The sequence below is a fragment of the Vibrio sp. SCSIO 43133 genome (genome assembly GCF_023716845.1).
GTDB classification, from domain to species: Bacteria; Pseudomonadota; Gammaproteobacteria; order Enterobacterales; family Vibrionaceae; genus Vibrio; species Vibrio mediterranei.
On the sequence record NZ_CP068025.1, the window covers coordinates 1,115,691 to 1,141,398 of the forward strand.

The 25,708-nt window shown below is 44.5% G+C and carries 20 protein-coding genes and 1 pseudogene; 6 read left to right on the top strand and 15 right to left on the bottom strand.

The genetic code is table 11. The features are described from left to right. Positions 1-12: 12 nt before the first annotated feature. The 7 genes from JKJ11_RS21915 to JKJ11_RS21945 form a co-directional block, all read right to left on the bottom strand. Positions 13-1,440, bottom strand: a complete 1,428-nt coding sequence (locus JKJ11_RS21915) for an NAD-dependent succinate-semialdehyde dehydrogenase (protein ID WP_006070396.1) — start codon at positions 1,438-1,440, stop codon at positions 13-15. Between the two features lie 66 nt (positions 1,441-1,506). Further along, on the bottom strand, positions 1,507-2,589 hold the full coding sequence (aguA, locus tag JKJ11_RS21920; protein ID WP_252039197.1) for an agmatine deiminase: 1,083 nt from the start codon (positions 2,587-2,589) through the stop codon (positions 1,507-1,509). A gap of 11 nt (positions 2,590-2,600) precedes the next feature. Continuing rightward, a complete protein-coding gene (aguB, locus tag JKJ11_RS21925) occupies positions 2,601-3,467 on the bottom strand; it encodes an N-carbamoylputrescine amidase (protein WP_031493990.1) in 867 nt (288 codons plus the stop codon). Positions 3,468-3,545: 78 nt separating this feature from the next. Then, positions 3,546-4,823: an NAD(P)/FAD-dependent oxidoreductase gene (locus tag JKJ11_RS21930; protein ID WP_088877992.1), complete on the bottom strand. Its 1,278-nt coding sequence runs from the start codon at positions 4,821-4,823 to the stop codon at positions 3,546-3,548. Between the two features lie 31 nt (positions 4,824-4,854). Continuing rightward, positions 4,855-6,339, bottom strand: coding sequence for an aldehyde dehydrogenase (locus JKJ11_RS21935; protein ID WP_038227367.1), 1,485 nt, complete (start codon positions 6,337-6,339; stop codon positions 4,855-4,857). Between the two features lie 26 nt (positions 6,340-6,365). Continuing rightward, positions 6,366-6,923, bottom strand: coding sequence for an HTH-type transcriptional regulator PuuR (gene puuR, locus JKJ11_RS21940; RefSeq protein WP_006070391.1), 558 nt, complete (start codon positions 6,921-6,923; stop codon positions 6,366-6,368). 16 nt (positions 6,924-6,939) lie between these two features. Next, positions 6,940-7,686, bottom strand: coding sequence for a gamma-glutamyl-gamma-aminobutyrate hydrolase family protein (locus JKJ11_RS21945; protein WP_252039198.1), 747 nt, complete (start codon positions 7,684-7,686; stop codon positions 6,940-6,942). A gap of 347 nt (positions 7,687-8,033) precedes the next feature. On the opposite strand from JKJ11_RS21945, the gene JKJ11_RS21950 reads away from it, so the two are divergent. The 3 genes from JKJ11_RS21950 (at position 8,034) to katG (ending at position 13,448) form a co-directional block, all read left to right on the top strand. Beyond that, positions 8,034-9,380 carry a glutamine synthetase family protein gene (locus JKJ11_RS21950; protein ID WP_006070389.1) on the top strand — a complete coding sequence of 449 codons (1,347 nt, stop codon included), beginning with the start codon at positions 8,034-8,036 and terminating at the stop codon, positions 9,378-9,380. Between the two features lie 17 nt (positions 9,381-9,397). Then, entirely contained in the window at positions 9,398-10,873 is a 1,476-nt protein-coding gene (locus JKJ11_RS21955; protein WP_006070388.1) for a Na+/H+ antiporter NhaC family protein, read from the top strand. A gap of 370 nt (positions 10,874-11,243) precedes the next feature. Further along, on the top strand, positions 11,244-13,448 hold the full coding sequence (gene katG / locus JKJ11_RS21960; protein WP_242456578.1) for a catalase/peroxidase HPI: 2,205 nt from the start codon (positions 11,244-11,246) through the stop codon (positions 13,446-13,448). Positions 13,449-13,524: 76 nt separating this feature from the next. On the opposite strand, the gene JKJ11_RS21965 is transcribed toward katG, so the two are convergent. Further along, the gene (locus JKJ11_RS21965; protein ID WP_006070386.1) at positions 13,525-14,712 is read right to left on the bottom strand and encodes an MFS transporter; all 1,188 of its coding nucleotides are present in this window, start codon (positions 14,710-14,712) and stop codon (positions 13,525-13,527) included. Between the two features lie 83 nt (positions 14,713-14,795). Between JKJ11_RS21965 and JKJ11_RS21970 the strand changes: the two genes are divergently transcribed. Together JKJ11_RS21970 and JKJ11_RS21975 are read left to right on the top strand one after the other, a co-directional pair. Then, entirely contained in the window at positions 14,796-15,785 is a 990-nt protein-coding gene (locus JKJ11_RS21970; protein WP_252039199.1) for an endonuclease/exonuclease/phosphatase family protein, read from the top strand. An 88-nt stretch (positions 15,786-15,873) separates the two neighbouring features. Further along, positions 15,874-16,371, top strand: a complete 498-nt coding sequence (locus tag JKJ11_RS21975; protein WP_031494714.1) for a GNAT family N-acetyltransferase — start codon at positions 15,874-15,876, stop codon at positions 16,369-16,371. Positions 16,372-16,428: 57 nt separating this feature from the next. On the opposite strand, the gene pcp is transcribed toward JKJ11_RS21975, so the two are convergent. Then, positions 16,429-17,067, bottom strand: coding sequence for a pyroglutamyl-peptidase I (gene pcp / locus JKJ11_RS21980; RefSeq protein WP_236109345.1), 639 nt, complete (start codon positions 17,065-17,067; stop codon positions 16,429-16,431). Between the two features lie 83 nt (positions 17,068-17,150). Here pcp and JKJ11_RS21985 point away from each other — a divergent pair, with 83 nt between their 5' ends. Beyond that, positions 17,151-17,396, top strand: coding sequence for a hypothetical protein (locus JKJ11_RS21985; protein ID WP_006070382.1), 246 nt, complete (start codon positions 17,151-17,153; stop codon positions 17,394-17,396). 64 nt (positions 17,397-17,460) lie between these two features. Here the strand turns inward: JKJ11_RS21985 and JKJ11_RS21990 are convergent, their stop codons facing one another. The 6 genes and pseudogenes from JKJ11_RS21990 to JKJ11_RS22015 form a co-directional block, all read right to left on the bottom strand. Then, the gene (locus JKJ11_RS21990) at positions 17,461-19,596 is read right to left on the bottom strand and encodes a TonB-dependent receptor (RefSeq protein WP_124941456.1); all 2,136 of its coding nucleotides are present in this window, start codon (positions 19,594-19,596) and stop codon (positions 17,461-17,463) included. A gap of 185 nt (positions 19,597-19,781) precedes the next feature. Continuing rightward, entirely contained in the window at positions 19,782-21,119 is a 1,338-nt protein-coding gene (locus JKJ11_RS21995) for a lysine N(6)-hydroxylase/L-ornithine N(5)-oxygenase family protein (RefSeq protein ID WP_006070380.1), read from the bottom strand. Between the two features lie 11 nt (positions 21,120-21,130). Then, positions 21,131-22,909 carry an IucA/IucC family protein gene (locus JKJ11_RS22000; protein ID WP_252039200.1) on the bottom strand — a complete coding sequence of 593 codons (1,779 nt, stop codon included), beginning with the start codon at positions 22,907-22,909 and terminating at the stop codon, positions 21,131-21,133. A gap of 3 nt (positions 22,910-22,912) precedes the next feature. Next, a complete protein-coding gene (locus tag JKJ11_RS22005) occupies positions 22,913-23,758 on the bottom strand; it encodes a GNAT family N-acetyltransferase (protein WP_252039201.1) in 846 nt (281 codons plus the stop codon). A 15-nt stretch (positions 23,759-23,773) separates the two neighbouring features. Next, positions 23,774-24,448 carry an IucA/IucC family C-terminal-domain containing protein gene (locus tag JKJ11_RS22010; protein ID WP_353505909.1) on the bottom strand — a complete coding sequence of 225 codons (675 nt, stop codon included), beginning with the start codon at positions 24,446-24,448 and terminating at the stop codon, positions 23,774-23,776. Further along, positions 24,440-25,516 (bottom strand): annotated as a pseudogene (locus JKJ11_RS22015) (IucA/IucC family protein); the annotation flags it as partial. The gene JKJ11_RS22010 and the pseudogene JKJ11_RS22015, both read right to left, overlap by 9 nt. Between the last annotated feature and the right edge of the window lie 192 nt (positions 25,517-25,708).

Here is a 25,708-nt window from a genome sequence, read left to right on the forward strand (position 1 = left end):
ACCGCTAGACGTTTAGTTGCCACCAAAGCACAGGTATTTCACATCCATATATTCGTCGATACCCTGCTTCGCACCTTCACGTCCAATACCCGACTGCTTCACACCGCCAAACGGTGCTACTTCTGTCGAGATAATACCTTCATTAATGCCGACCATGCCGTATTCCAGTGCTTCTGCTACTTTCCAAACACGGTGGATGTTCTGGCTGTAGAAGTACGACGCCAAACCGTAAATCGTGTCGTTCGCCATTTCGATAAGTTCTTCATCCGTATCAAAACGAATTACTGGAGCCACCGGACCAAATATCTCTTCTTGAACGATATCCATGCTGTGTTTCACGTCTTTGAGGACGACTGGCTGCATAAACAAACCGTCAAGTTGTTTAAGAGGGGTGACAGGCACTGCACCTTGCTCTACCGCACGGTCAATCAGTGCTTGGATGCCCTGTTTTGCACTTTCATTGATAACTGGTCCAATGTTGACACCTTCATCTAAGCCGTTTCCGACTTTTAGCTGCTGTACTGCTGCATCAAATTTCGTTACGAACTCATCGTACACTTTACTATGCACATAGAATCGGTTCGCACAGACGCAAGTTTGACCCGCATTACGGAACTTAGAGGCCATAGCGCCCTGCACGGCTGCATCAATATCAGCATCATCGAAGACGATGAACGGCGCATTACCACCCAGTTCCATTGACGTGCGTTTGATGTCTTTTGCGGCTTGTTGCATTAACACACTGCCCACTTGAGTAGAACCAGTGAAAGACAGCTTGCGAATCAGTGGGTGAGAAGTGAAGATCGCACCGATTTTGCGTGAACTTTCACCTAGAACCACTTGCAGCGCGTCTTTCGGAATGCCCGCTTGGTACGCGAGTTCCACAATTGCAAATGCAGACAGCGGTGTTGAATCCGATGGCTTAACGACGAAACTACAACCGGCAGCCAATGCAGGACCTGCTTTACGTGTGATCATAGCGATAGGGAAGTTCCATGGCGTAATCGCACATGCGACACCAATAGGTTGCTTGATGGTTACCAAGCGCTTGTCTGCCGTTGGTCCAGGAATGGAGTCACCGTAGGTGCGTTTGGCTTCTTCAGCAAACCATTCAATAAAGCTGGCACCATACAGAACCTCACCCGCAGCTTCTGCCAATGGCTTACCCTGTTCAACAGTCATAATACGAGCAAGGTCGTCTTTGTTCTCAAGAATTAATTGATACCAGCGGTTTAATAATACTGCGCGCGACTTAGCCGGCACTTTGGCCCACTCTTTCTGCGCCACATGAGCTCGCTCAATAGCATCCATCAGCTCAGGTTCAGATGAAATAGGAGCATGACCCACAAGTTCGCCTGTTGCTGGGTTTGTCACGGCTACAGCGTTGTCCGCTGCCGTTACCATAAAGGAGAGTAAGCTCTTATTATTTATTTGCTGCATGGTAATTCCTTTTGTTCCTACTCCTAGCTTTCGCTAGGAATGCTGTGGATAAAAAGCAGATGAATCCTAAGCGGGAATCTGCTGGGTAATGCAGTGAATATTGCCACCGCCTAGTAAAACTTCTCGTGTTGCTATGCCAACAATCTCATAATCGGGAAGCGCTTTTGTTAAAATCTCGATAGCAATATCGTCATATTGGTCATCAAGTAATGGCAAAAATATATGTCCGTTCACCATCAGAAAGTTAGCATAGGAAGCACTCAGTCGCTCCCCTTCGTGACGATTCATACCATCGCTTGATTCAATTCCATTCGCTTCTTCTTGCGAATAGTAAAGAGGACCCGGAACTGGGATTTTGACAATCTCAATGGCTCGACCTTGTGCATCGGTTTGTGCACTAAGCGCCGCATGCGCTTCACGTGATAACTTAAATTGCGGATCGAAGGGATCATCCGTCCAGCTGAGTACCACTTTTGCTGGAGCGACAACGTGAAGTAAGTTGTCGACATGCCCATCCGTTTCATCATTAAACAAACCGTTTGGAAGCCAGACGACCTTTTCGATACCAAGATACTCGGCTAGTAGCGCTTCTATCTGTTGTTTACTTAGTTCTGGGTTACGTCCCGGACTCAATAAGCATTCTTCAGTTGTGTATAACGTGCCTTCGCCATCTGTATGAATCGCGCCACCCTCCAGGACAAATGGAGCGCGATAATGATCGATTCCCAACACATCACAGACGGATGCGGCAACTTTATCGTCATCACTCCAGTCTTCGTAAAGGCCGTTAAACTCGCCTCCCCAAGCATTGAACTTCCAACTGACGCCGCGTCTCTCTCCCGATGAATTCACTACAACAGTAGGACCGATATCGCGCATCCAAGAATCGTTGAATGCCATTTCAACCAGTTTGACGGACGAGTGCAGCATGCTTCTTGCGGTTTCATATTGCGAAGAGCTTACTGCAACAGAAACACACACTACGTCCGCAATCGCATTCGCCACGTTGGCAAAGGTTTGTTGCGCAGGTTTTGCACTAGCGCGCCAATTATCACGACGCTCAGGCCATGCCAACCAGACCTCTCTTACTGGTTCATATTCAGCAGGAAAATAGAAACCGTCTTGCTTTGGGGTCGTATCGAGTTTCATCGTCCACCTCGTTACTTAGCTAAGCTCATTATGTCTTGATATAAGTCCGGACGACGGTCACGGAACAATCCCCACGCGTGACGCGCTTGCGCAGTAGCCTGTAGGTCAATTTCCGCGTAGATGATAGTTTCACCTTCTCTTGGAGCTTCTGCCAGCTTACCGCCAGTATGATCAGTGATGAATGATGAACCATAGAAGGTAGTTTCAATGCCATCATCCACTTCTACCCCTACACGGTTAGACGCGATAACAGGTACAAGGTTGGCAGCCGAGTGGCCTTGCATAGTACGCTGCCAATGGTCACGTGAATCCAGAGATAGGTCTTGTGGCTCTGAACCAATTGCTGTTGGGTAGAAAATAGCTTCTGCACCGTTAAGCACTAAGCAACGTGCCAGCTCAGGGAACCATTGATCCCAACAAATACCTGCACCGAAAGTACCGAACTTGGTTTTCCATACTTTAAATCCTGTATCACCAGGGCTGAAATAGTATTTCTCGCTATAGCCAGGACCATCTGGAATATGGGATTTGCGGTAGTTTTCTAGTACCGTACCATCTGCATCGATCATCACTAAAGAGTTGAAAAAGGTGTTTCCCGCTTTCTCAAAATAGCTTACAGGTATAACCACATTCAGTTCTTTAGCTAGCGCGCTAAGCTCTTTGATCAGACGAGAATTATCCGTTTCTTCAGCAAGTTCAAAATACTTGGCTTCTTGCTTCTTACAAAAGTAAGGCGCTGCCATGAGCTCTTGAGGTAGTACAACATTCGCACCATTTGCCGCAGCTTCGCGAATCGCACCTTTGATTTTTTCTAGATTCGCTTCTAAATCCCAAGTTTTGGTTAACTGCATCGCAGCAAATTTAACTACTCTACTCATCGGATCTTCCTTTATCTATTCTTTGTTTGAGGCTGACTGAGTGCCTGTCATAGCAGGCACTTCTTGTTATTTTCTGAATTAGATTGCTAGTTTGTCGCGTAAGTTGTAATAAGCTGCCCCCATCGCTGTCATCGGGATAGCAAAATGACGACCGCCAGGGAACGCGATGTGGGTTAAATCAGCGAACGCGTCAAAACGTTCTGCGTGTCCGGTTAGTGCTTCAGCCAACAGTTTGCCAGCAAGGTGAGTACAAGTAACACCGTGACCACTGTAGCCCTGTAGGTAATAAATGTTGTCTGCAAAAGCACCAAATTGCGGCATGCGGGAATAAGTCAGTAGGAAGTTACCCGTCCACTTATAATCAATACCGATACCTTTTAATTGTGGGAAGATCTTCTCCATCTTAGGACGAATGATGCCTTCGATATTTTCTGGGTCACGAGCACCGTAAACTACACCGCCACCAAATAGTAAGCGCTTGTCCGCGCTAAGACGGAAGTAGTCCAATAGATAATTGCAGTCTTCAACACAGTAATCTGATGGCAAGATCTCTTTAAGTTGCGCCTCGGAAAGAGGCTCAGTGGCTACGACCTGAGTACCACACGGGATCGCTTTATTGCTGATGTTTGGAGCAAGCCCACCAAGGTAAGCATTGCCTGCAAGAACGATGTATTTCGCTTTTACGCTGCCTTTTTCTGTATGAGCAACAGGATTGGCGCCTTTTTCCAGGCGAGTCACACCGGACTGTTCGAAAATTTGTCCGCCAAGTGCCGTTACAGCTGCTGCTTCGCCCAACGCCAGTTTGAGTGGGTGAATATGGCCACCACGCATATCCAGTAGAGCGCCTTTATAAGCTGTGGTACCTACTGCGGCTTCCACTTCGCTCGCATCCATCATACGAAGCTGATCGTTACCATAACGTTCCCAGTGCTTTTTGTGCTCTTCTAGACCTTTTAATTGCTTATTATTCAGAGCAGTAAACATTCCCCCCTGCTTGAAATCACAATCAATGTTATGTTTGTCGATAAGGCCGCGAATGATATCACCACCTTCAAAAATCATGTCACACAGTGCCTTAGCTTGCTTTTCACCATAGCGACTCTCAATAACGTCTACGTCGCGGCTATAACTGTTAACAATCTGGCCGCCATTACGACCTGTCGCGCCGAACCCTACTTTCGCATTCTCCAGCACTACAACCTTAAAGCCTTTTTCTGCTAAATGAAGAGCTGAGGAAAGACCCGAGAAACCCGCGCCTACGACACACACATCACACTCAATATTGTCTTGCAGTTGTGGGTACTCACTTACATTCGGGATTGAGTGAGCATAATATGAATCAGTATGTTTGTTCATGGTTATATTCCTTTCGATTACAGCTTCAGGCTTAAGGTTGGAGACGAATCCATGTCGTCTTGGTTTCAGTGAATTTTTCGATGGCATGAATCGACTTGTCACGTCCATTACCACTCATTTTGAATCCACCAAATGGGACGGTCATATCGCCCTCGTTGTAGTTGTTCACCCACACAGAGCCAGCTTCTAACTGCTTTGCGACTCGATGTACGCGATTAATATTGTCACTCCAAAGTGCAGCGCCTAAGCCATATTTGGAGTCATTAGCAATAGCGATAGCTTCTTGCTCTGTTTTAAATGGAATGACGCATAACACTGGGCCAAAGATCTCTTCTTGAGCCACACGCATACTGTTGTCCACATTATCGAGAATCACTGGCTCAACAAAGGCGCCTTTACCGCCTGCGTCACCACCACAGCGCAGCGTAGCCCCTGCATCTTGACCTAACTTAACGTAATCGAGCACTTTTTCTTTGTGTTCACGGTCAATAAGCGCCCCCATAGAAGACGTGGGATCCATTGGATCTTTAGGTATGAAACCCTGAGCTGCGCTAATCACTTTATCGATAAATACATCTTTAATGCTTTCGTGAACCAAAAGGCGTGTTGCTGCTACGCATACTTCACCTTGGTTATAGAAACAACCTGCGGCTGTTTCTGCAGCTGCGCGGTCAAGATCGGCATAATCATCAAAGACTATATTTGCGTTCTTACCACCAGCCTCAGCCCAGACACGTTTTAGGTTAGTTTCACCGGAGGCAATCATAAGATGACCAGCCACACGAGTTGAGCCTGTAAAAGCGATACAATCTACATCTTCGTGACGTGCCAACGCTTCTCCCGCTTCATGGCCATAACCAGTAATAACTTGAAATGCACCCGCTGGAATACCTGCTTGATTCGCCAGTTTGCCTAAGAAGATTGCCGTTAATGAAGACTTTTCTGATGGTTTTAGGATGACACTGTTGCCCGCAGCCAAGGCTGGACCTAACTTCCAACAACCAATCCATAGCGGGAAGTTCCACGGAACAACAGCAGCGACAACACCGATCGCTTGATGAGAGATAAAGGCGTGAACATCTTTTTCTGTAGGTGCAACTTCACCATAAACTTTGTCGATGGCTTCCGCATACCAGCGAATAGATTTCGCTGCGCCGGGAATATCCGTCGACACACTGTGTGCAATCGGCTTACCAGTATCAAGTGTTTCTAATAGCGCTAATTCTTCAACATTTTCATCAATAAGAGCAGCAAACTTCAACAGTACGTCTTTACGCGCCGCTGGAGCAATTTGACTCCACTCACCTTGTTTAAATGCTTGTCTTGCGTAATCTACAGCACAATCAACATCGGCAGTTTGGCAACGTGCAATATTAGCAATGATTTCATCGGTAGCTGGGTTTACGACCTCTAGCGTCTTGCCATCTGCTGCTGCGGTATACTCACCATTTAGAAACGCTCTTTGCTCGATATTTAGAGCATTTCGTTGTTCAATCCATTGTTGCTGCGTTTTCATACGCTCTCCTTGGTTACCTCAAGGCGCTAGAATGCTTTTGGCGTGTGTGCACTTATCATTCTGCAAGCCTTATCGGAGTGATTAGTAAATTTATGTGGAATCGTTGTATCAATAACGTAAGACTCCCCTGCCTTTATTAGGTAGGTCTCCCCGTTATATTCAAGTTCAACTTCACCACTTAATACGGTGCCGACTTCTTCACCTTCATGCTTGATATTGGATGCGCCCGTTGTACTGTTAGGCCCATATTCTTCAATAAGAAAGCCGATTTCTTGTTTATTGCTGCCATTGTTAACCAACTTCATTGAGACATTTTCACTGCCAATTTCAATGAGGTCTTCTGGTTTAACCACGACCTTAATCTCTTTGTTTTCTTGTTGCTCAAGAGTAAAAAACTCTGAAAGAGACAACGAAAAAACGTTCACTATTTTTTGCAGAGAACTCACCGAAGGACTCACTTTGGCATTCTCGATTGAAGAAATAGCGCTATGGGTGATGCCCGCTTTTTCTGCCAGTTCTCGTTGTGAAAGTCCTCGCTCTTTTCTTAGTTGAGCGATATTTTTACCAATCTGGTGGTTATCCATGCATTCAGCCTCTAAATTACTGTGAAGCTGACATAATAAATTCTTTAAATAAAATTTGTGAGAAATGATTGTGTTTTGCTTGCCATTCTGGGTGCCACTGCACGCCAACAAAATATTTTTGACCAGGCAGACTAAAAGCTTCTACAAGTCCATCAGGTGCTTTAGCTTCTACTTTTAAGGTTGTAGCCAGCTTATCAACCCCCTGATTATGAAGCGTATTTACTTCAAACTTCTCCGTTTGATTCCACTCTGCTTTCACTAACCATTGCTGAAAGACGCCGTCATTTTCAACATAAACAGGATGAGCGGGCGCATACTTCTCATTGAAATCTTTTGATTCGTTTTCACGATGGTCATCGAACCCCGCTTCGTGAACTGCAGGGTTTAGGCTTCCCCCTAACGCCACGTTCATCTCTTGGAAACCACGACAAATACCAAGGCACGGAATGTTCATATCTATAGCACGACGTATAAGCTGAATAGCTAATTCATCTCGTGCTTCATCTTTCTTTAATTCTTCATGTGAACCGTTGTATCGATGAGGCGCTACATTGGAATGACTACCAGGGAATAACAGTCCATCACAAACCGCCAACACTCTATCTAACTCACTGTCTTCTATTACAGATGGAAGAATGATTGGTGTGCCACCGAAGTCTTTCACTGCTTGAAGGTAGAACTCATTCAATGCCTGTATCTGATATCCAGCGAGCTCTTTCTTACAGCTTACGAGTCCTATTATCGGTTTTCTTATCTCAGACATTGTCACACTCACGTTTGATTTATTTAACAAAAACCGTACAACCCATGTACAAAATTATCAACACAAGTGTTCAAAATAGGTTCCAAATCGTGACTTCGATCTCTATTTTGTTCAAAAAAAGCACTAATTTCGCTCGATATATTGAGCAAAAGGCGATCAACTGTTACAAATTAGTTAACGTTTAACAAGGTCGAAATAATCACCAAATTAAACAAATCACAATAAAAACAATTACATAAGTTTATAAAACAGCCAAAAACCCCATTTAAGACATGGCTTTTGTGTTCTTTTTGTTAAACACTAAGCTAATTTTTCATCAAAGAGTGGGGCCACTAGGAGTAGTAAAGATGGATACCTATTTACAGGAAGTTAAAAATTTTCGACAAAGTTGGCCAGAAATTAAGTACGTTGACCTCATTTTCACGGACGTCAACGCAACACCACGCGGTAAACGCATACCAGTAGATTCCTTAGACAAGTTAGTGAAAGGTGTTGCTCTTCCTCTTTCTACTATTACGCTCGATACCAAAGGTGCTGTTGTTGAATCAGCAGGATTAGGTGAAGATCTTGGCGAACCTGATAACCTTTGCTTTCCTGTCGCTGGCACTTTGCTACCTACTGCAAAGGAAGGTACCGGACAACTGCTACTCAGCATGATGGAAGATGACGGAAAAACCCCTCACCGTTTGTTTATCCGCAACATCATCGACCGTATGTTGAATACTTTGCATTCAAAAGGCATGTTTCCAGTTGTTGCTTTAGAACTCGAGTTTTACCTCATTGATAAGGAACGCGGTGAAAATGGTGAACTGCAAACCGCTATTAATCCGACGAAGAACCGACGAGAAAGAGATACCGAAGTTTATGATGTCGATGGGCTTGATGATTATGCTGACTTCCTAGCTGAGCTTAACGCTGCAGCTGCTGATCAAGGTTTAAATACGGCTGGTGCGCTATCAGAATCTGCACCGGGTCAGTTTGAAATTAACTTTAATCACTCGCAAGACGTACTTCGCGTATGTGACGAAATCATTTTCTCTAAGCGTCTTATTAAACAAATCGCCCACAAACACGGTTTTGATGCCACATTCATGGCAAAACCTTTCCTTGAAGAAGCAGGAAATGGACAACACATGCACATCAGCCTTATCGATGAGCAAGGCGATAACCTGTTTACCAATAAAGACGATGACTCTGCAAGCCCACTGTTCTACCAAACTATGGCTGCAATGTTATCGCAGATTTCGGATGCGATGGCCCTCCTATGTCCTAACGTGAACTCTTACCGCCGTTTTGTGCCTGGTGCTTACGTACCAACAAAAGCGGATTGGGGTGAGAACCACCGAGGCGTAGCCCTTCGCGTTCCAATTAGCGATGGTAAAAACCGTCGTATTGAACATCGCATCGCAGGTGCGGATGTCAATCCATACATTCTCGCTGCAGTAGTACTCTCAGCCGTATTAGCGAGTGATAACTATACCCAAGAACAATGTCCACCAGCTCTTAGTGAAAACGCCGTAGACCTACCAACGCGTATGTCTGATGCACTGACACAGCTTGAAGCCAGTGAATTAGGTGCCTTTTTCTCTCAAGACTTTATTGATATGTATCTCGCTTGCAAACGAAGTGAACTGGCCGAATTCGAACGCATTATTACACCGTTAGAAATTGATTGGATGCTTCACTCTGCATAACGAAAGGAATGAGTTTTATGACTACGCAGACAAAGGCGCTGGAGGCGCCGCTCAAAATAAGCAGTAAACATTTGGCGGTTAGCCTTACAATAGTCTTCCTGTTTATAACCTTTACCTCGATTGGACTCAATCATGTCGAAGGCGAAAGCTACGGCTGGTTGGCACTGTTACCGACATCGTTAGTACTTGTCTTTGCATTAACCACACACCGGACCGTTGAAGCACTATTCAGTGGCACCATTGCCGGTGTTCTACTGCTTGACCCTACTCAAGCAGTAGAACAGATCGTTGGCATTTCGATGGATGTGATGATGAATGAAACCATCGCATGGATCATTCTCGTCTGCGGTCTAATGGGTGGCCTGATTGCGATTCTAGAAAAAGGTGGCAGTATCCTTAGCTTCAGTGACATGCTGGTGAACAAAGTTAAGAGCCGCAATCAATCGCTATTGATGACATTTTTTCTAGGTATTCTGATTTTCATTGATGACTACTTGAACGCCATTGCGATTTCGTCATCAATGAAGAAAATTACTGATGGCTATCAAGTTTCACGCGAGAAGCTCGCTTATCTTGTTGACTCAACGGCAGCACCTATCTGTATTCTGGTCCCAATTTCTACTTGGGCTATCTTCTTCAGTTCTCTATTGGAAGCCAATGAAGTTGCTGAACCGGGACAAGGTATTGCTGCGTACATTCAAGCCATTCCGTATATGGCTTATGGCTGGGTAACGTTGGCGATTGTTTTCTTCGTAGCTATTGGCAAAATGCCAGACCTAGGCGCAATGAAAAAAGCAGAAGAGCGCGCTCGCAACGGTCAAGTTAAACCAGATGGCGCAACAGATATCGACTTTGGTGCTGACATCAAAGCACACTCAAACCCGACTATGGGACTAATTAACTTCCTATTGCCAATGGTTGTTCTGGTCGGAGCCTCTTGGTACTTCGGTATTGACCTATTAGCAGGTGTGTTTGTTGCCATTATCTTTACTATCTGTTTCTACGGCATTCAAAAACTAGTCACCATGAATGAACTGTTCGATGCAGTGTACGATGGCATTAAGGTCATGTTACTGCCTCTAGCTACGGTGATTGGCGGCTTTATGCTTAAGAGTGTTAACGACTCATTGGGGCTAACACAGTACGTAATTGAGACTGTAAGCCCATACTTGTCAGCACAGTACTTCCCAGCCCTGATCTTCCTAGTAACAGGCGGTCTTGTCTTTGCATCAGCATCATCCTGGGGGACCTTTGCGGTCGCAATGCCAATTATTCTTCCTCTCGCGGAGCAAATTGGTGTTCCACTGCACTTAACCATCGCCGCTATGCTGTCAGCATCAGCAGCAGGTAGTCATTCATGTTTCTTCAGTGACTCCACGGTGCTATCGGCTCAAGGATCTGGATGTACATCAATGCAACATGCCGTAACGCAGTTCCCATATGCGTTGATTGGTATTGTCGCGACCACCCTATTCTTCATAGTCGTTGCATAACAGCGATCTAAGAATGCCAAAGGGATACCTACTCAGCGGGTATCCCTTTTTTTGTTCCGTTCTCTAGCTTTTTGATTTCGAAAAAATAGCACCTGTTCTCACTTTCCTACAAATATGTGTCTTACACTCTTGAAGCATTTAAACATAATAGCCTTACATTTTGTAAGTTATTGTAAAGAGTATCATTCTTATTTAATTGCTTGATTTAAATCAATTTTACTCAATCATTTTTGTTGTTTTATTGTGATACAAACGACCATACTGTAACTACAAAAATCGGATGTATTACAGTGGAATGGACGTGCACAGTGTTAGTTATTTTCCTTATTCGCATTCGCTTTTAAGGACATTTCAAATTATGGAGATGAAAATGAAACACCATAGTGGCGCAGGAAAAGGGCAATGCCCAGTGATGCATGGCAGTCATACTCGAGTTGGTGGTAAAGGTACACAAAACCGACAATGGTGGCCTAATCAACTTAACCTCAGAATTCTTCATCAGAATGATAAAAAAGGTAACCCGTACGATCCTTCCTTCGACTACAAGAAGGCATTTCTAACACTTGATCTAAAAGAAGTTAAGCAAGCTATCGAAACGGTTCTTACCGATTCAAAAGACTGGTGGCCCGCTGACTATGGGCACTATGGTCCCTTTATGATTCGTATGGCTTGGCACTCGGCTGGCACTTACCGTACGGCGGATGGACGTGGCGGTGCTAACTCAGGCAACCAACGTTTTGCACCACTAAACAGCTGGCCAGATAATGGTAATTTAGATAAAGCTCGTCGCCTGTTATGGCCAGTAAAACAAAAATATGGCAAAGCTCTTTCATGGGCAGATCTATTTATTCTTGCAGGTAATGTTTCCATAGAATCAATGGGGCTAAAAACCTTTGGTTTCGCGGGTGGCCGTGAAGATATTTGGGAACCTGAGGAAGACGTTTATTGGGGCATGGAAAGTGATTGGTTAGGCGATGAGCGTTACTCCGGCGATCGTCAACTAGAGAATCCACTCGCTGCGGTACAGATGGGACTTATCTACGTTAACCCTGAAGGACCTAACGGGGAACCAAGCGTCCTTGCTTCTGGTCGTGATATCCGAGACACATTCGCTCGAATGGGCATGGATGACGAAGAGACCGTTGCACTTGTTGCCGGTGGCCATACATTCGGTAAAACGCATGGTGCAGGCGATCCTGAACTGATGGGCCCAGAACCGGAAGCGGCACCAATGGAAGAAATGGGCTTCGGTTGGCGTAACCACTTTGGCAGCGGCTTGGGAGATGACACAACAACCAGTGGTATCGAAGGAGCTTGGACTCCAAACCCAATCCAATGGGACAACGGCTACTTTGATATGTTGTTTGGCTACGATTGGGATCTTGTTAAAAGTCCAGCTGGCGCTTGGCAATGGGTACCTGTAGGGGTTCCAGAAGACCATATGGCCCCAAAAGCTCATGATGCATCACAGAAAGTCACCACTATCATGACCACTGCCGATATGGCAATGCGTATGGACCCTATCTACGGGGAAATTTCTAAACGTTTCCACAATAACCCTGACCAATTCGCAGATGCTTTTGCACGCGCTTGGTTCAAATTGACTCATCGTGATATGGGACCAAAATCTCGCTATCTAGGCGAAGAAGCTCCGAGTGAAGATCTCATTTGGCAAGACCCATTACCTGCAGTTTCTGGTGACATGATCGATGACACAGACATTAAAGAATTGAAGCACAAGCTCCTTACTTCAGGCCTAACCATTTCTGAACTGGTTTACACCGCGTGGTCATCCGCATCGACCTTCAGAGGCTCTGATTTCCGCGGGGGCGCTAACGGAGCACGTATTCGCCTTGCGCCTCAACGCAGCTGGGAAGTAAACCAGCCAGCGCAACTTGAACGTGTTCTAGCAACCCTTGAAGCAATTCAAGAGGAGTTCAATCAAGCTCATGGTAACAAAGTGGTTTCCATTGCTGACCTGATTGTCCTTGGCGGTAACGCTGCGATTGAAAAAGCAGCCCTAGAAGCAGGTACTAACGTTGAGGTTCCATTTACTGCTGGTCGCGTGGACGCAATGGCTTCTCAAACCGATGAAGCATCCTTTAATGTTCTCGAACCCGTAGTCGATGGATTCCGCAACTACGCACAAAAAGCCTACTCAGTGTCTGAAGAAGATTTACTGCTAGATAAAGCTCAACTGCTAACACTAACAGCGCCAGAAATGACTGTTTTGATTGGTGGTTTGCGTGTTCTAGGCGCAAACTTCGGCAATAGTGAGCATGGCGTTCTTACAGAGCGTAAAGGTGTTCTTAGCAATGATTTCTTCATCAACCTAACCGATATGAATGTCGAGTGGCGTCCGAGTAACGAAGAGGCTACGGAGTTTGTCGGTTTAGAGAGAGCAACAGGTGCAACCAAGTGGAAAGCCACACGCTCTGACTTGGTGTTTGGTTCAAACTCGCAACTGCGTGCGTTGGCAGAAGTATATGCTTGTGATGATGCCAAAGAGACCTTTATTTGCGACTTTGTTTCCGCCTGGGTCAAAGTGATGAACGCGGACCGTTTCGACATCTAATTACGATAAACCCATAAGCAAAAGCCACTTGTTACCAAGTGGCTTTTTTTGTTTCTAGGATCGGTTCGGCATGAACCTAATTCCAGTTAAGTACTCTTACCTCATTGCCTTCTTCGGGCTTTCGAGGAATGTTAAGTGACAACAATAGTGAAATCGCGGCCATACCTGCGCCTATATAGAACACACTTGAAGGTGAAATCAGCCAAATGAATCCAAAGGTAACAGGAATGACAACAGCTGCAATATGGTTAATGGTAAAGGATACTCCCGCCGTAGACGCCATATCCGCTGGGTCTGCGATTTTTTGGAAATAGGTTTTGATAGCTAACGCTAGCGCAAAGAAAAGATGGTCAATAACGTAAAGCGCCGCAGCCCATTCTGCCGTTTGAACCAGTCCATAACCCACAAAAACAAAGATCAGTCCAACATACTCAAACATAAGAGCCTTACGTTCACCAACAACACCAATAAACCGACCGATTTTTTTAGCAAATAGGAAGTTAAACAAGTAGTTAATCAAGAAAAGGAGTGTGATATCAGAGACGCTATAACCAAACTTTTCCACCATTAAGAAACCGGCAAAGACGGTAAAGATCTGCCTTCTTGCTCCACTCATAAACGTTAGGGCGTAATACAGCCAGTAACGCTTACGCAGCACCAGCTTTTTAGTCTGAGGGGTTTCCGTTTTAAACTGTGGGAAAGCCAAGGCAATAAACAGCACTAAGACAAAACCAATACCGCCACTAATTCCATAAACCCATACGTAGTCTAGCTTGAACACCTCAACCATCACCCATAGCGCGCCATAGGTTAAGAGCGAAGCTAATGCTCCTACAGAGATGAGTTTACCCAGCACTTCAGGCGCCTCTTCTTTGCTTAACCATTGCAGTGACAAGGATTGCTTTAGTGTTTCAAAGTAGTGAAATCCAGTCGACATAATCAATGTCGTAATTAGCAAACCGGCAACAGAGGGAAACATACCCGTAATCGCCGTGCCAAAGGTCAGTAGTAACAAAGAAACAATCATGAACTTCTGTTCTCGAATGAACAGTAAAACAAAGACGGTAGTGAAGGCTAGAAATCCAGGGATCTCACGAACACTTTGCAATAGACCAATATCGGAACCATCAAAATTAGCTTTCTCAATTACGAAGTTGTTCAGCAATGCCATCCAACTCGAAAACGCAATTGGCACTATAATCGAGATAATGATGAGAAAGTTTTTTGGGGTTCGCCATCCGCTAGCGCTTTGCGTTGAAGACATTATCAATTCCTAAGGAGCTGTTATTTTTAATTTGGGAAATGTATGCTCACGATTAGACATGAGTTTTAGTGGAGTCTAATACGTTGACACAGATAAATAAATTAAAAGTCACCACCTGCAACTTATGTAATTTTGTTGAGCCACCGTTTGCCTATTATGAGATGGAGAACATCTACACGGCAAAACAATGGCAACAAAAAACACTGTGGCTAAAGCAAACGCTGAGCGAACTCAACTCCGATGTCGTTGCTTTTCAGGAAGTGTTTTCGGTTGAAGCGTTGCGGGCTTTAGTTAAATCATTGGGTTATGGTTATTTTACTTACAATACAGAGCCACGGTTAGAATCCGGATATATATATTCTCACCCTGCTTTAGCTTTTGCTTCTCGTTACCCAATAGTCCGCCATTCAAATCTCACCTCCCTTGCACCTTTTGAAGGCGAGTTCAGCCGTCCAGCATTACATATTTCCTTGAATATTAAAGGGTTAGGGGAATTGGACATGTACAATGTTCATCTCAAATCAAAAAGACCAACGCTTCCTGACGAGAATCTAGACAACAAGTCTACTGTCGATGCTTGGCTCGTTGAAACGCAAGGTCAAACACTTTCATCGCTGATGCGAATTCAAGAGGCAGGCGCGTTGCACCAAGCAATAGTGCAAAATAAACGATGCTACCAACGACCTTTTCTACTGCTTGGTGATTTCAACAACAGTATTGGCAGCAACGAGTTCGAACCGTTTCGAAGCCAATACCGTCATCGAAGGAAAGATACCCGCGCAGACATCAAAGCTTATCATTTTCACGACAGTTGGGATTTAGTGCCAAAAGGTAAGCCGGTTCGCCCTGTGGATGAGATTAAGCCACCTATCACTCATTACTATGGTGAATATGGCAGTCGATTAGACCATATTCTTCTATCAAGTGAGTTTTGCCCTAACTATGAACGCTCAATGTTTGAAGTGACTGACTATCAGCTTACTAACAAGCATATTATTGACCCCATATTTGGCATTGATGACCTCAGTACCGACCATGCTTTGGTTTCTGTCTCGTTTGAAACACGTGCCTAATCTCAATCCAATAAGATAAAGCGCTTGCTTATGATAAAAAATTCAATTAGTTATAGGGGTTAACAACATCACAAGCGAGGAGGCTGACATGAACGTTATTATTCGACCAACAGAACTACGAGACGCAGAGGGTCTGAGTCAGCTCTATTCGCAACCAAAAGCACAACGAGAAACCCTGCAACTGCCTTTACCTTCGGTCGCAATGTGGCAAGAAAGACTAAGTAATATGCCTGTCGGGGTGTATAGCTACGTAGCCGAATTAGACGGAAAAATTGTCGGTAATATTGGACTGGAACACTCTCAGCGCCCAAGAACGGCACACTGTGCAAGCTTTGGGATTGGAGTTCATGATGAATATCATGGTTTAGGCATTGGTAGTCGATTGGTGGAAACCGTGTTAGACCTAACAGATAATTGGCTCAATGTTCAAAGGGTACAGATCGAAGTAAACGCCGATAATAAAGCAGCTATCGCCCTCTACTCTAAATTCGGTTTTGAGATTGAAGGTGAGGCGCTGTGCTCAGTCTTTCGAGACGGTGAATTTATCTCGACGTATTATATGGCTCGACTGAAAGATCAATTGTAGTGTCAACTTTACCAAGAACACGAGTTCACCGTGTTCTTGGTACTCGCTTCTCTTCTGTCAGCAAATCTGTCCTGCACCCACTTTACTGTCTTTATCACAATTAAGCGCAACCTGAGCGGCAAGTCTCAGCCCCTCGACAATCTTATCCAACGACATAGTCGGCTGACTGCCGTCAATATCTTGCTCAGGTAACAATGGAACGTGAATGAAGCCATGTTTAATACCACTACCCCGTAAGTAATGTTGCACACCGTAAAATAGGTGATTGCACACAAACGTCCCCGCCGTATTAGATACCTGACAAGGAATACCCTGTTGTTGGAGTTTTAGTGTTATCGCCTTAATAGGCAGCGTACTGAAATACGCATCAGGCCCATCGCGCACAATAGGAACATCAATCGGTTGATTACCGTTATTATCAGCGATACGGAAATCATCGACATTAATTGCAACTCGCTCAGGTGTAATCGCAGCTCGCCCAGCCCCTAAGCCAACCGTTAGAACTACGTCTGGTTGGTGGGTCTCAATAGCGGCAATCACTGTGTCGATAGATTCATATCGTGTGACGGGTACTTTGCATACCTGTATTTCTGCACCCTGGAGCTGCTGATTGGATAATCGCTTGATCGCTTCCAACGCAGGATTAATCGTGTTGTCTCCAAACACATCAAAGCCCGCTATCAACACTTTTTTCATTTACTACCCAGCCTATTATTGGTTTCTTGGTTTAACTTAGGTAGAGTACGCCACCAGTCATTATCTGCAAGAGATAGAATCTGATGAATATTGAAAATGATGTAATTGAAACGCTTGAGCAGCTAGAGAACTTTCTCATTCAAGTAGAAAGTGGTGCATTGGGACTAAAAGATGTCGCTGGCATCGCGTTAGCAACCTCTAATTCTGATGGTCGTCCATTTGTGGCTGTATTAAGCGACAAACACGAGCTCCTGCTAGGTCGTTGGGTATCTCAAGATGTGTATGAAAACGGCAAAGACTTAGTAAGAACAGGCCCAAAACGTAACTAATATCGCCGGCTGATAGAAAGTAAAAAGGTCTAGACTGTGCTAGACCTTTTATTTATCACAACAATTAGTACTTAACTTGATAGTTCAAAGTAAACGTACGTCCGCGACCTTTGTAGTCATACAGTGCTGGAGTACCGCTATACCAGTATGTTGCACGCTGGCTCCAAGTGGTTTGGTAGTCAGCATTGAACAGGTTCTTGATACCAAACCCAAGGCTACCTACTGGCAGCTTGTAGCTACCCATTAGATCAACAACGGTATAACCTTCAAGTTTACGATCATCCGCATCTTTATAGTCAAACGTTGACAGGCTTTGTAGCTTCACGTTGTAGTTGTCTTCATACCAGCCTAGCCAAGCACTTGCTTTTGGAACGCTGGCTTCCATCGCTTTATACGCTTCCCAACCAGAGTCTGCTTTCTCTTCAGAAACCACATAATGCCCTGTAGCACCTAGTTGAAGATTGTTGGTTGCCCAATACGTTAACTGAGCTTCCGCACCGTAGATACGGATTGGGTTGGATATACCTTTAATACTTTGATCAGCCGAGTATTCAACCGAACCATCAGAGTATGAGTAGTATGCAGCCGTTTGCAGTGACACTTTATCCCAATCGCTACGATACCCCACTTCGTAGCTATTGGTACGAATTCCATCTAGTTTAGTATCGTTAACATTGACCGACGGATCTTTGCCGTAGTACTTCGCTGGGTTTGCTAGGTCAAAGCCCTGAGAGAAGTTAGCCCAAACTTGCGAGGTTTGATCTAGATGGTAAATAGTGCCCAAGTTGAACAAGTTTGCAGAGTAGTCCGTTTCACCACCCGGAACGAGCGCTGTACTCGCATTTTTCTTGAAGTCATCTACTTTGGTGTTCATGTACTGATAACGATAGCCACCCTGAAGCGTCCAGTCGGTGGTCAGTGCGTATTCAGCTTGAACAAAACCCGCTAAGGCATAGGTATCAATTCCTGGATAACGTCCTTGAATAGAATCAATTTTGTTAACCAAGCCACCAGTATTTTCCGTGATGGTTTGATTGTAAAGCGCCTGATCGCTAGAGAATCGGTCAATAAATCCATCAACACCATAGGTTAATTGCAGTTTATCAAACGACTTACTTAACGCCGTTTTTAGCGCGAAGATATCGGTATTTTGGTTAGATGAACTTAACTTAAGTGATGTTCCACCATCTTGGGTGTATGGCGAGAACGTATGGTCTTCCTTACGATACGACAGCTCGGCGATGAGCAAATGATTCAGAAAGCTTTGATTGGTGTACTGTGCACTTAGCATATAGCGCTCAGTACCTTGCTGACGATCAGCTTCATAACCTTTGCGTACATCAACAAACTTATAGACACCACTGTTGTCCTTCTCAAAGTACAAACCGTAAGGCGAATCTTGTTGACTATTGTAGTACTGAGCTAACAGGTTAAGGTCTTGAGTATCGGTAAGGCTAATTTGCATATTACCCAATAAGTCGACTGTCTCGTTGAACTGAGTCGAGCCTTGAGTGATATCTGGCGTCACCATTTTACCATTCGCATCGTAGTAAGCTTGTGTCTTATTGTAGGCAACCGACGCACGACCTCGCACTTTATCGTTACCACCAGAAACAGACTGAGCGAGCTTATAATCACCGTCTTCACTAGAGTTAAAGCCTGAAGTACCACCGACAAATGATTCAAATTGAAGATCGTTGCTTTGTGCTTTTTTTGTCACAATATTGATGACACCACCACTCGAACCAGCGCCATATACCGACGTCGCACCGGATAGTACTTCAATGCGTTCGATATTAAACGGGTCAATGGAGTCTAACTGACGACTAATAGAACGTACTGACTGCAGTGACACGCCGTCAATCATTACCATTATGCTTCGACCACGCAGGTTCTGTCCCGAATGCGTTCGACCACCACTATTTACATCAAGAGAAGGCACTGTCGCCGCAAGGATTTCATCTAAGCTCTTGCCTGCGCGATATTGTTCTTCAATTTCCTCTGTACCCACATACCAAACCGTACCTGGAATTTCACTGATACTCTTTGGAGTGCGGCTCGCTACCACCACCATTTTTTCATCGGTATTCGTAGCAGTATTTGACGATTCAGTTTCCGCCACTGCTGAAGCTGAAACACCTGACACTATCATGGTCGCCAAAATGGCGTTAAGGGGGAACTTCCTTGAGCTGATTTTCATTTTATGACTCTTTTACATTTTTGGTTATTAACTCTAATTATCGACTGCGCTATTGATGTAGCACGTCCGCGCCACAAGCGAAACGAATGATAAATGATAATTATTACTATTTCTATTATTAATTTGTCACGTTTTGCAATAATTAGTCGTTAATAACCCATTTATATAATTGATATTTTTGTTATTTAAGAGGTGGCTAATTCTTTTAATGCTCTATCTTCATAACGTTCCATGTTAATGTTTCCCCAATTCATAAGGCCATTAACAGCCTCGATATCAAATGCTGCTTGATCGGCAACTTGATTTATTATTTTCGCCGCACGCCATGCTGCCAAACTTAATTGTGGCTCAGCAATTCCGTGTGAATGTAAACCTGCATTCACCACAAATACATTACCTATTTCATCGCTGTCACTCATTTCAATAGAAAATGCTCCATTGAGTCGAATCTGTCTGTTTTGGTCACGCTTAAAACTACTTTCAAGTGCTTTAGCACAGGAAGGTAATTGCCCTTGATACCCCGTTGCCAGAATGACTATGTCGGCATTGTCTTCCTCGTCTGTTTCAGTGATTGCGTTAGCGTATTTGAGCTTCAGCCCTTGTGATGTTTCTTCCAGTGCCGTCAAAGTGCGATGGGGGAGAAGCTCTATCCAACGCTTTTCCTTCATAACGTCAAATCGTTGATATAACTCTTGATAAATCTCCAATAGGCATTTCTGAGTAACACCGTCAGATGTAAGTTTTTGATGGGCGATTTCACGTTGTTTTACCTTGTCGTTTAATCCAATAAACGTATCAACGTATTCTGGGGTAAAGTATTCATTGGTAAAGGCAGCTTCATCTAAAGGTTGATAGTTCGCTCTTCTTGTCACCCAGTTTAAATGACTTGGTTTACCCCATTTCTCCCTTAAAACATTTAGGAATATATCGGCACCAGACTGCCCTCCTCCAATAATGGTGACTCTTCTTCCTGTTAAGTTCCGCTCTCTCAAACCAATTTCGGCCGCATGAAATACATTGGCGCCCAGAGAAGGCTTAGTACATTCAGGAAAATACGGGGTTTTGCCTGTTCCAAGACAAATATGTCGGGCACGATAAACCAAATCTTTAGTGTGAATATGATATAAGCCATCGTGCTTCTCAATATTCTGTACCGCACTATCAAACACGACGTTAGGCATATTTTTACTTGCCCAAGAAAGGTAATCAGAAAATTCTTGTCGGCTAATACAACTCTGTTCCGTACTCAAAAAACGATAATACTTTTTATTAGAGACGAGGTAATTTAAGAATGAATATTCACTCGTCGGACAAACTGCGCTTACAAGATCTTTTAAGAAATGGGTTTGCATATTGGCACCATCCAGTAATAACCCCGGATGCCATGAAAACTCACTTCGCGCCTCTAAGAATACGGTTTTTAGTGTATTAACTTCATTAGACAGCGCAGCAATGCTCAAATTGAAAGGACCTGCGCCTATCCCTACAAGATCGTATATTTCGTGTTGCTTTGAATTTGCCATAGTAGTCGTCCTTATCGCTCTGAAAAATAAAGTGGGTTGTCCATATAAAGATCCATATCCGGAAGCATACGGTCGCTGCTGTTATCAGTATCGTGCCTGAATTTAGACAGATTGAGGCCCAGTTTTAGGATCTGTGGTTTGAATAGGTTCAGTGCTTCATAACGTGAAGCAAGCTCCGGATGTCTGGCTTGATATTGACGGATGGTTCTCGCTAATACGGAGTAAAACTCCAGCTCTGTCACCTCAACTTTCTCAAGCAGCGGAGATAAAAATCTAAGTACTGTAACGAAATGACCGGTTTGCAGATCATGAATAATCAGCTCTTCCGGTAGGCGTGTGGTGACTTGCTTGACGATATCTGGTAGTGCATCTAGCTCAGGAATGTCCGTTTGAACTAATCGCATATCACCTTGAAAATCTTTTAATAGAATTCGCTCAGGAATGCCGTCTCGACATACAACAGTGACGTTCTGCCCATGAGCGATTAGCGATATTCCATACTTCACCAACAAGTGATAGTAAGGAATCACAACCGCGGTAAACAGTTTTTCCAGCCATAGGGTCGCCGTCAGACCAGACTGCTTGATCAGTTCTAACACCATAGGTTGACCATGACTGTCCATCTCAAACAGCAATGCCATCAAATAGGCGTGTTCACCTTGCTCTAGTTTACTCTCCGCCGACTCTCGCCAAATAACGCCGAGTAACTCGTGAAATCGATAGGGAGCGTCTTGTAACTGTGAATAGGCAATGGACGCTAAATACGCACTTGCTGGCTCTTCCAACGCTTGAGTGCCTAGCTGTTGCAGCTCAGCATCTGTTTCGCATTTCTGCTTTATCCAGCTCGAAGCATAAGGTCCCGCTTGGATATATCGACTTGGAATGCCTCGATAACACGAGGTGTTCATAATAGTAAGAGGAAGTTTGATATCAAACGCTGGAATACCGCTCGAATCATCAATGACACTCAAAGTTCGAATGGATAGCTGCGGCGAGACCTGCTTACCTGCTCCGCCAAGATAAACCAGTGTCTTATCACTTATCTCTTTTATGTAGGCCATCGCCAACTTATTCTCCCATTGCCATGGGTGAACAGGTATCAACAGATAGTCTTCTGGATCCAGCGAATCGGCAGCAAGTTTGTTCTCAAATATAACCATTTCAGATGGAGATAGCATGCTTGCTACAAGACCGTGATTCCAGTTTAAATTGTTAGCAATACCAACTTGTAAACTAGTGCGACGAATCGCCAACCAAACGAGCTGAAAGTGACCACTAAATTCCGGTGCGTAATGTTCTAAGTCACTCACACCCCAGCCTCTTCTTCCTTTGTTGAAGGCGAACTTAGGGTGCCCGGCAATCGCCGCCTGCTGTTCAATTAGGCTCATCGAACACATGTCACTCGCAGTTCGCTTTGCATTCGCAGCCATCATCAAGCAATCGGAATACAGCGTAGCGTTCATATCTTCGACGTGCTCAGCGACTCGATGATCACTCATTGAAAGGTGAAGCTTGAGGTCAGCCAATAATAAGTTTGCCTCGATAGCGGTCTTATTTTGCTCTTCACAAACACGCACTAATGAGTCGGTATCAATGCGATAGCTGCCCCATATCTGTTTACGTCCCTGGAAATGATACTGCGCATTACCGATACGAGCGGCACAGAGGTTTGAATCTGAGGTCTCGCCTATCTCAAACGCACCCTCGTAGTGAAACTCACTGATGATTTTTGCCACCAAATTCCGATTGGCGCGCGACCAATACTGAGAAATAGCCTGACTAGCATCCATACCTTATGCCCTCTCACTATCCATCGACCAAGCGAGATCGAAAAACAATTCTCGTTTCATCATCATTAATGCCGAACGTTTGTGTGGAAAGTTGAACTCAAACTGCTTTTCGAACGCACTACTCGCAAGACGTTTGAATAGCTTCACGTTGTCGAACCTAGGTTCCATGACAATACGTTGCGTTCGAACATCGTCTAAGAAAGCGTAATGGCACAAGGCACGCAACCATGCATCGAAGTACTGCTTGCCTCGATGATTTTCGTCACCAACAAGCAGATGGATTCCTCGATCAAACTCCTGATAATCATAATAAGGCGCTAACCTATCTTGGGCAGCCCAATACACTTCAAAATAGCCAAATGGTTGGTCGTCAATTTCGCCAATCAAGGGCAACGTAAAACCATCGGAGAATCGGCTTTCAACAAACTCTTTGAGCTTGTCTTCCGTCCAAGCTTGCTCCCAGAATTCAGCGACTCGAGGGTTGTTCATCCATTGGGTAAAGCGAGCTAGATCTTTGTCGAAATCAAACGTTCGAAACGATATAACTTTCTCTAACGCCACATCAAATCGACGGTAAACTTCACCTTCGGGCTTAGGTGGACGTGTAGCCAAATAGCCTCTCGTAGGGTCGTCTTGCTGCTTACTATAAGGAAAACGATCAGAGGGCTGATGGCAAAGGCCGGTGAGGTTAATTTGGAAGAAACAAGCTCTATCAATTCCCTTTTTATCTAACCACTGCATCGGAAAACCTAAAAGCTGGCATTCTTGTTCTGTTAGCGAAACTGTCCCTAAGTCGGGGTGATGAGTAAACTGCGTCTCAACGTCACGCACAAGTTGTTCTGTATTCACGACGTAATCCTTTAATCAACGTGATAAATAGTTAGGAAGTTCAAAATAGATAACCGAAGGATCGGGAATGGAGTTCTCGTTGAAACCTTGCAGGTAACAATAGAAGTTGCCTTTGCAGCACAAAGTGTCAGAGTTGAGCACATAATGCAGGCAGTCTGTATCGGCTGGGGCAGATTGGTATAGTTGAGTTAGACGCTGCTTCAACAGGTCAAATAGAATCGCTTCTTCAACTAATGGCGATAAGCTTGCTATGACGCCGTAACATGAATTCAAAATCAGATAGTAAGGGAAATAGCGGTTTACTTTTGCTCTATCCCAATAGTTCTCTGTCGTTTCTGGGTTCCCCAATTGCGGGAAGTGCTCAAATGCGAGTTTAGTAAACCCGACACCTTGGCAGTCTCTAAAGTAACCTTTGGTTGGCATACCTTGCTCTAGCTCTACAACGATATTCTGTTGATGAGCAAGTAACACAATACCCAACTGGCTTTGCAACTCGAAAATCGGTACTACAACATTGTCACAGAACGCTTCAAACCACTGTGTTGCCAATGTTTCGGCATCTGTTTGATTTTGCTGTGCCAACATGAGAAGTTCGTTGGATAATGCATAGCCGCTTTGCTTGTAAGGAGTCTGCTGGCAAAGGGTTGCAAGCACGCCATGAGATTTCATCGGCTGTCGGTCATAAACCATAAACGGGTTGTCGCGTACGGTCGCCAAGGACTCGTCGATAATATCTCCCTTGCAGTCCTTTAAACCAAAATAACTTGGCTCATGGATGATAGACAATCCATTGGTAAAATATTTCTTCGTATCATCAGAGAGTGATTGGCAAATATCTGCAAGTGCTGTCCCTCTCTTCACTTCCTTCTCAGATAACAAGCGAATCGAATTGGTCAATTTCACACTCAGCGAGAACTTGAGCATAAATGGTGCAGCCGGATTATAAATAGCGCGAGTGGATGACGTTGCAAACCATGTAGAGTGTCCTAGTCCAAGATCAATTAGCTTTCCTGAGTTTGTCAGCTCCTGAACTTAAGGAAGCGCTAATAGCTGTGTCGCTTGCCAAGGATGCATCGGGAGAACCTGCCAACTGGTACTATTTAAATACGGTTTGGCGGTGTCGGGTAATGTCGTTTCGCTCACCTGAAGTTGCTTAACATACTCTCGCCAATCACTACCTGTTGCCGAGCCACCAAATACACACTCATTGCGCACTGCAAACCAATTCAAAGCAAAATTGGCTTTTAATTCTGGAGATAATTGTTTACTGATTTCAAGGCTAAGATTGGAGCGACTTTTTGGCGCTGGGTGCAATGAATGCCCGACATACAAACTCTGCTCAGATTCCTCAAACGACGTTTGCTGCTCTCCTAGGCTTTGACCATACTGCTCAAGTGCCACCCAAGTATTGCGGTGACTCTCCGATACAGCTTCGAGGAAATGCTTGCGCTGCGTAGTGTCGATACTACCTACAATGTCATCATTGGCAATGATGAGTTCACAGGCCTGCAGGAAGCTTAATGTCTCTACATAATCTCCACGTGAATTGCGCAGCTTAATTGATGGCGAATAACGGTTAATACCGGTATTAGACTCACTCAACACCTCAACAAGAATTAACTTGCTGTCACGAATTGGAGTGCATAGGTACTTGGTACCTTCCTTACTCACAATCTCAACCAGAGCAGACTCACGATACAGTCCATTCCAAAAACAGTTCGCCGCCACATCAGTAAAATGGGCATGATGGGTTGTCATTTTTCTTACCTCTTCCGTAACCCCGACAATCAAATGAGAATGCTAATGATTATCACAATCAACATCAATATATTGAATTTTTACTGAAACGGCATCAAATAGAGAAATAGCCATCACCTAACAAAGGACGAACGTGAAAAGGAATAAGTGTGCAGATAAGATCGGGGAAATGACGTGGAACAGGATGATAGA

Bases quoted from the DNA above. Each gene is read 5' to 3' on its own strand.
- JKJ11_RS21985 (WP_006070382.1), top strand. From the start codon at position 17,151: ATGAATATTGAAAATGATGTAATTGAAACGCTTGAGCAGCTAGAGAAC.
- JKJ11_RS21990 (WP_124941456.1), bottom strand. From the start codon at position 19,596: ATGAAAATCAGCTCAAGGAAGTTCCCCCTTAACGCCATTTTGGCGACC.
- aguB (WP_031493990.1), bottom strand. From the start codon at position 3,467: ATGAGTAGAGTAGTTAAATTTGCTGCGATGCAGTTAACCAAAACTTGG.
- JKJ11_RS21975 (WP_031494714.1), top strand. From the start codon at position 15,874: ATGAACGTTATTATTCGACCAACAGAACTACGAGACGCAGAGGGTCTG.
- JKJ11_RS21915 (WP_006070396.1), bottom strand. From the start codon at position 1,440: ATGCAGCAAATAAATAATAAGAGCTTACTCTCCTTTATGGTAACGGCA.
- JKJ11_RS22000 (WP_252039200.1), bottom strand. From the start codon at position 22,909: ATGGATGCTAGTCAGGCTATTTCTCAGTATTGGTCGCGCGCCAATCGG.
- JKJ11_RS21965 (WP_006070386.1), bottom strand. From the start codon at position 14,712: ATGTCTTCAACGCAAAGCGCTAGCGGATGGCGAACCCCAAAAAACTTT.
- katG (WP_242456578.1), top strand. From the start codon at position 11,244: ATGAAACACCATAGTGGCGCAGGAAAAGGGCAATGCCCAGTGATGCAT.
- JKJ11_RS21930 (WP_088877992.1), bottom strand. From the start codon at position 4,823: ATGAACAAACATACTGATTCATATTATGCTCACTCAATCCCGAATGTA.
- puuR (WP_006070391.1), bottom strand. From the start codon at position 6,923: ATGGATAACCACCAGATTGGTAAAAATATCGCTCAACTAAGAAAAGAG.
- JKJ11_RS21950 (WP_006070389.1), top strand. From the start codon at position 8,034: ATGGATACCTATTTACAGGAAGTTAAAAATTTTCGACAAAGTTGGCCA.
- JKJ11_RS21955 (WP_006070388.1), top strand. From the start codon at position 9,398: ATGACTACGCAGACAAAGGCGCTGGAGGCGCCGCTCAAAATAAGCAGT.
- pcp (WP_236109345.1), bottom strand. From the start codon at position 17,067: ATGAAAAAAGTGTTGATAGCGGGCTTTGATGTGTTTGGAGACAACACG.
- aguA (WP_252039197.1), bottom strand. From the start codon at position 2,589: ATGAAACTCGATACGACCCCAAAGCAAGACGGTTTCTATTTTCCTGCT.
- JKJ11_RS21995 (WP_006070380.1), bottom strand. From the start codon at position 21,119: ATGGCAAATTCAAAGCAACACGAAATATACGATCTTGTAGGGATAGGC.
- JKJ11_RS21935 (WP_038227367.1), bottom strand. From the start codon at position 6,339: ATGAAAACGCAGCAACAATGGATTGAACAACGAAATGCTCTAAATATC.
- JKJ11_RS21945 (WP_252039198.1), bottom strand. From the start codon at position 7,686: ATGTCTGAGATAAGAAAACCGATAATAGGACTCGTAAGCTGTAAGAAA.
- JKJ11_RS22010 (WP_353505909.1), bottom strand. From the start codon at position 24,448: ATGGTTTATGACCGACAGCCGATGAAATCTCATGGCGTGCTTGCAACC.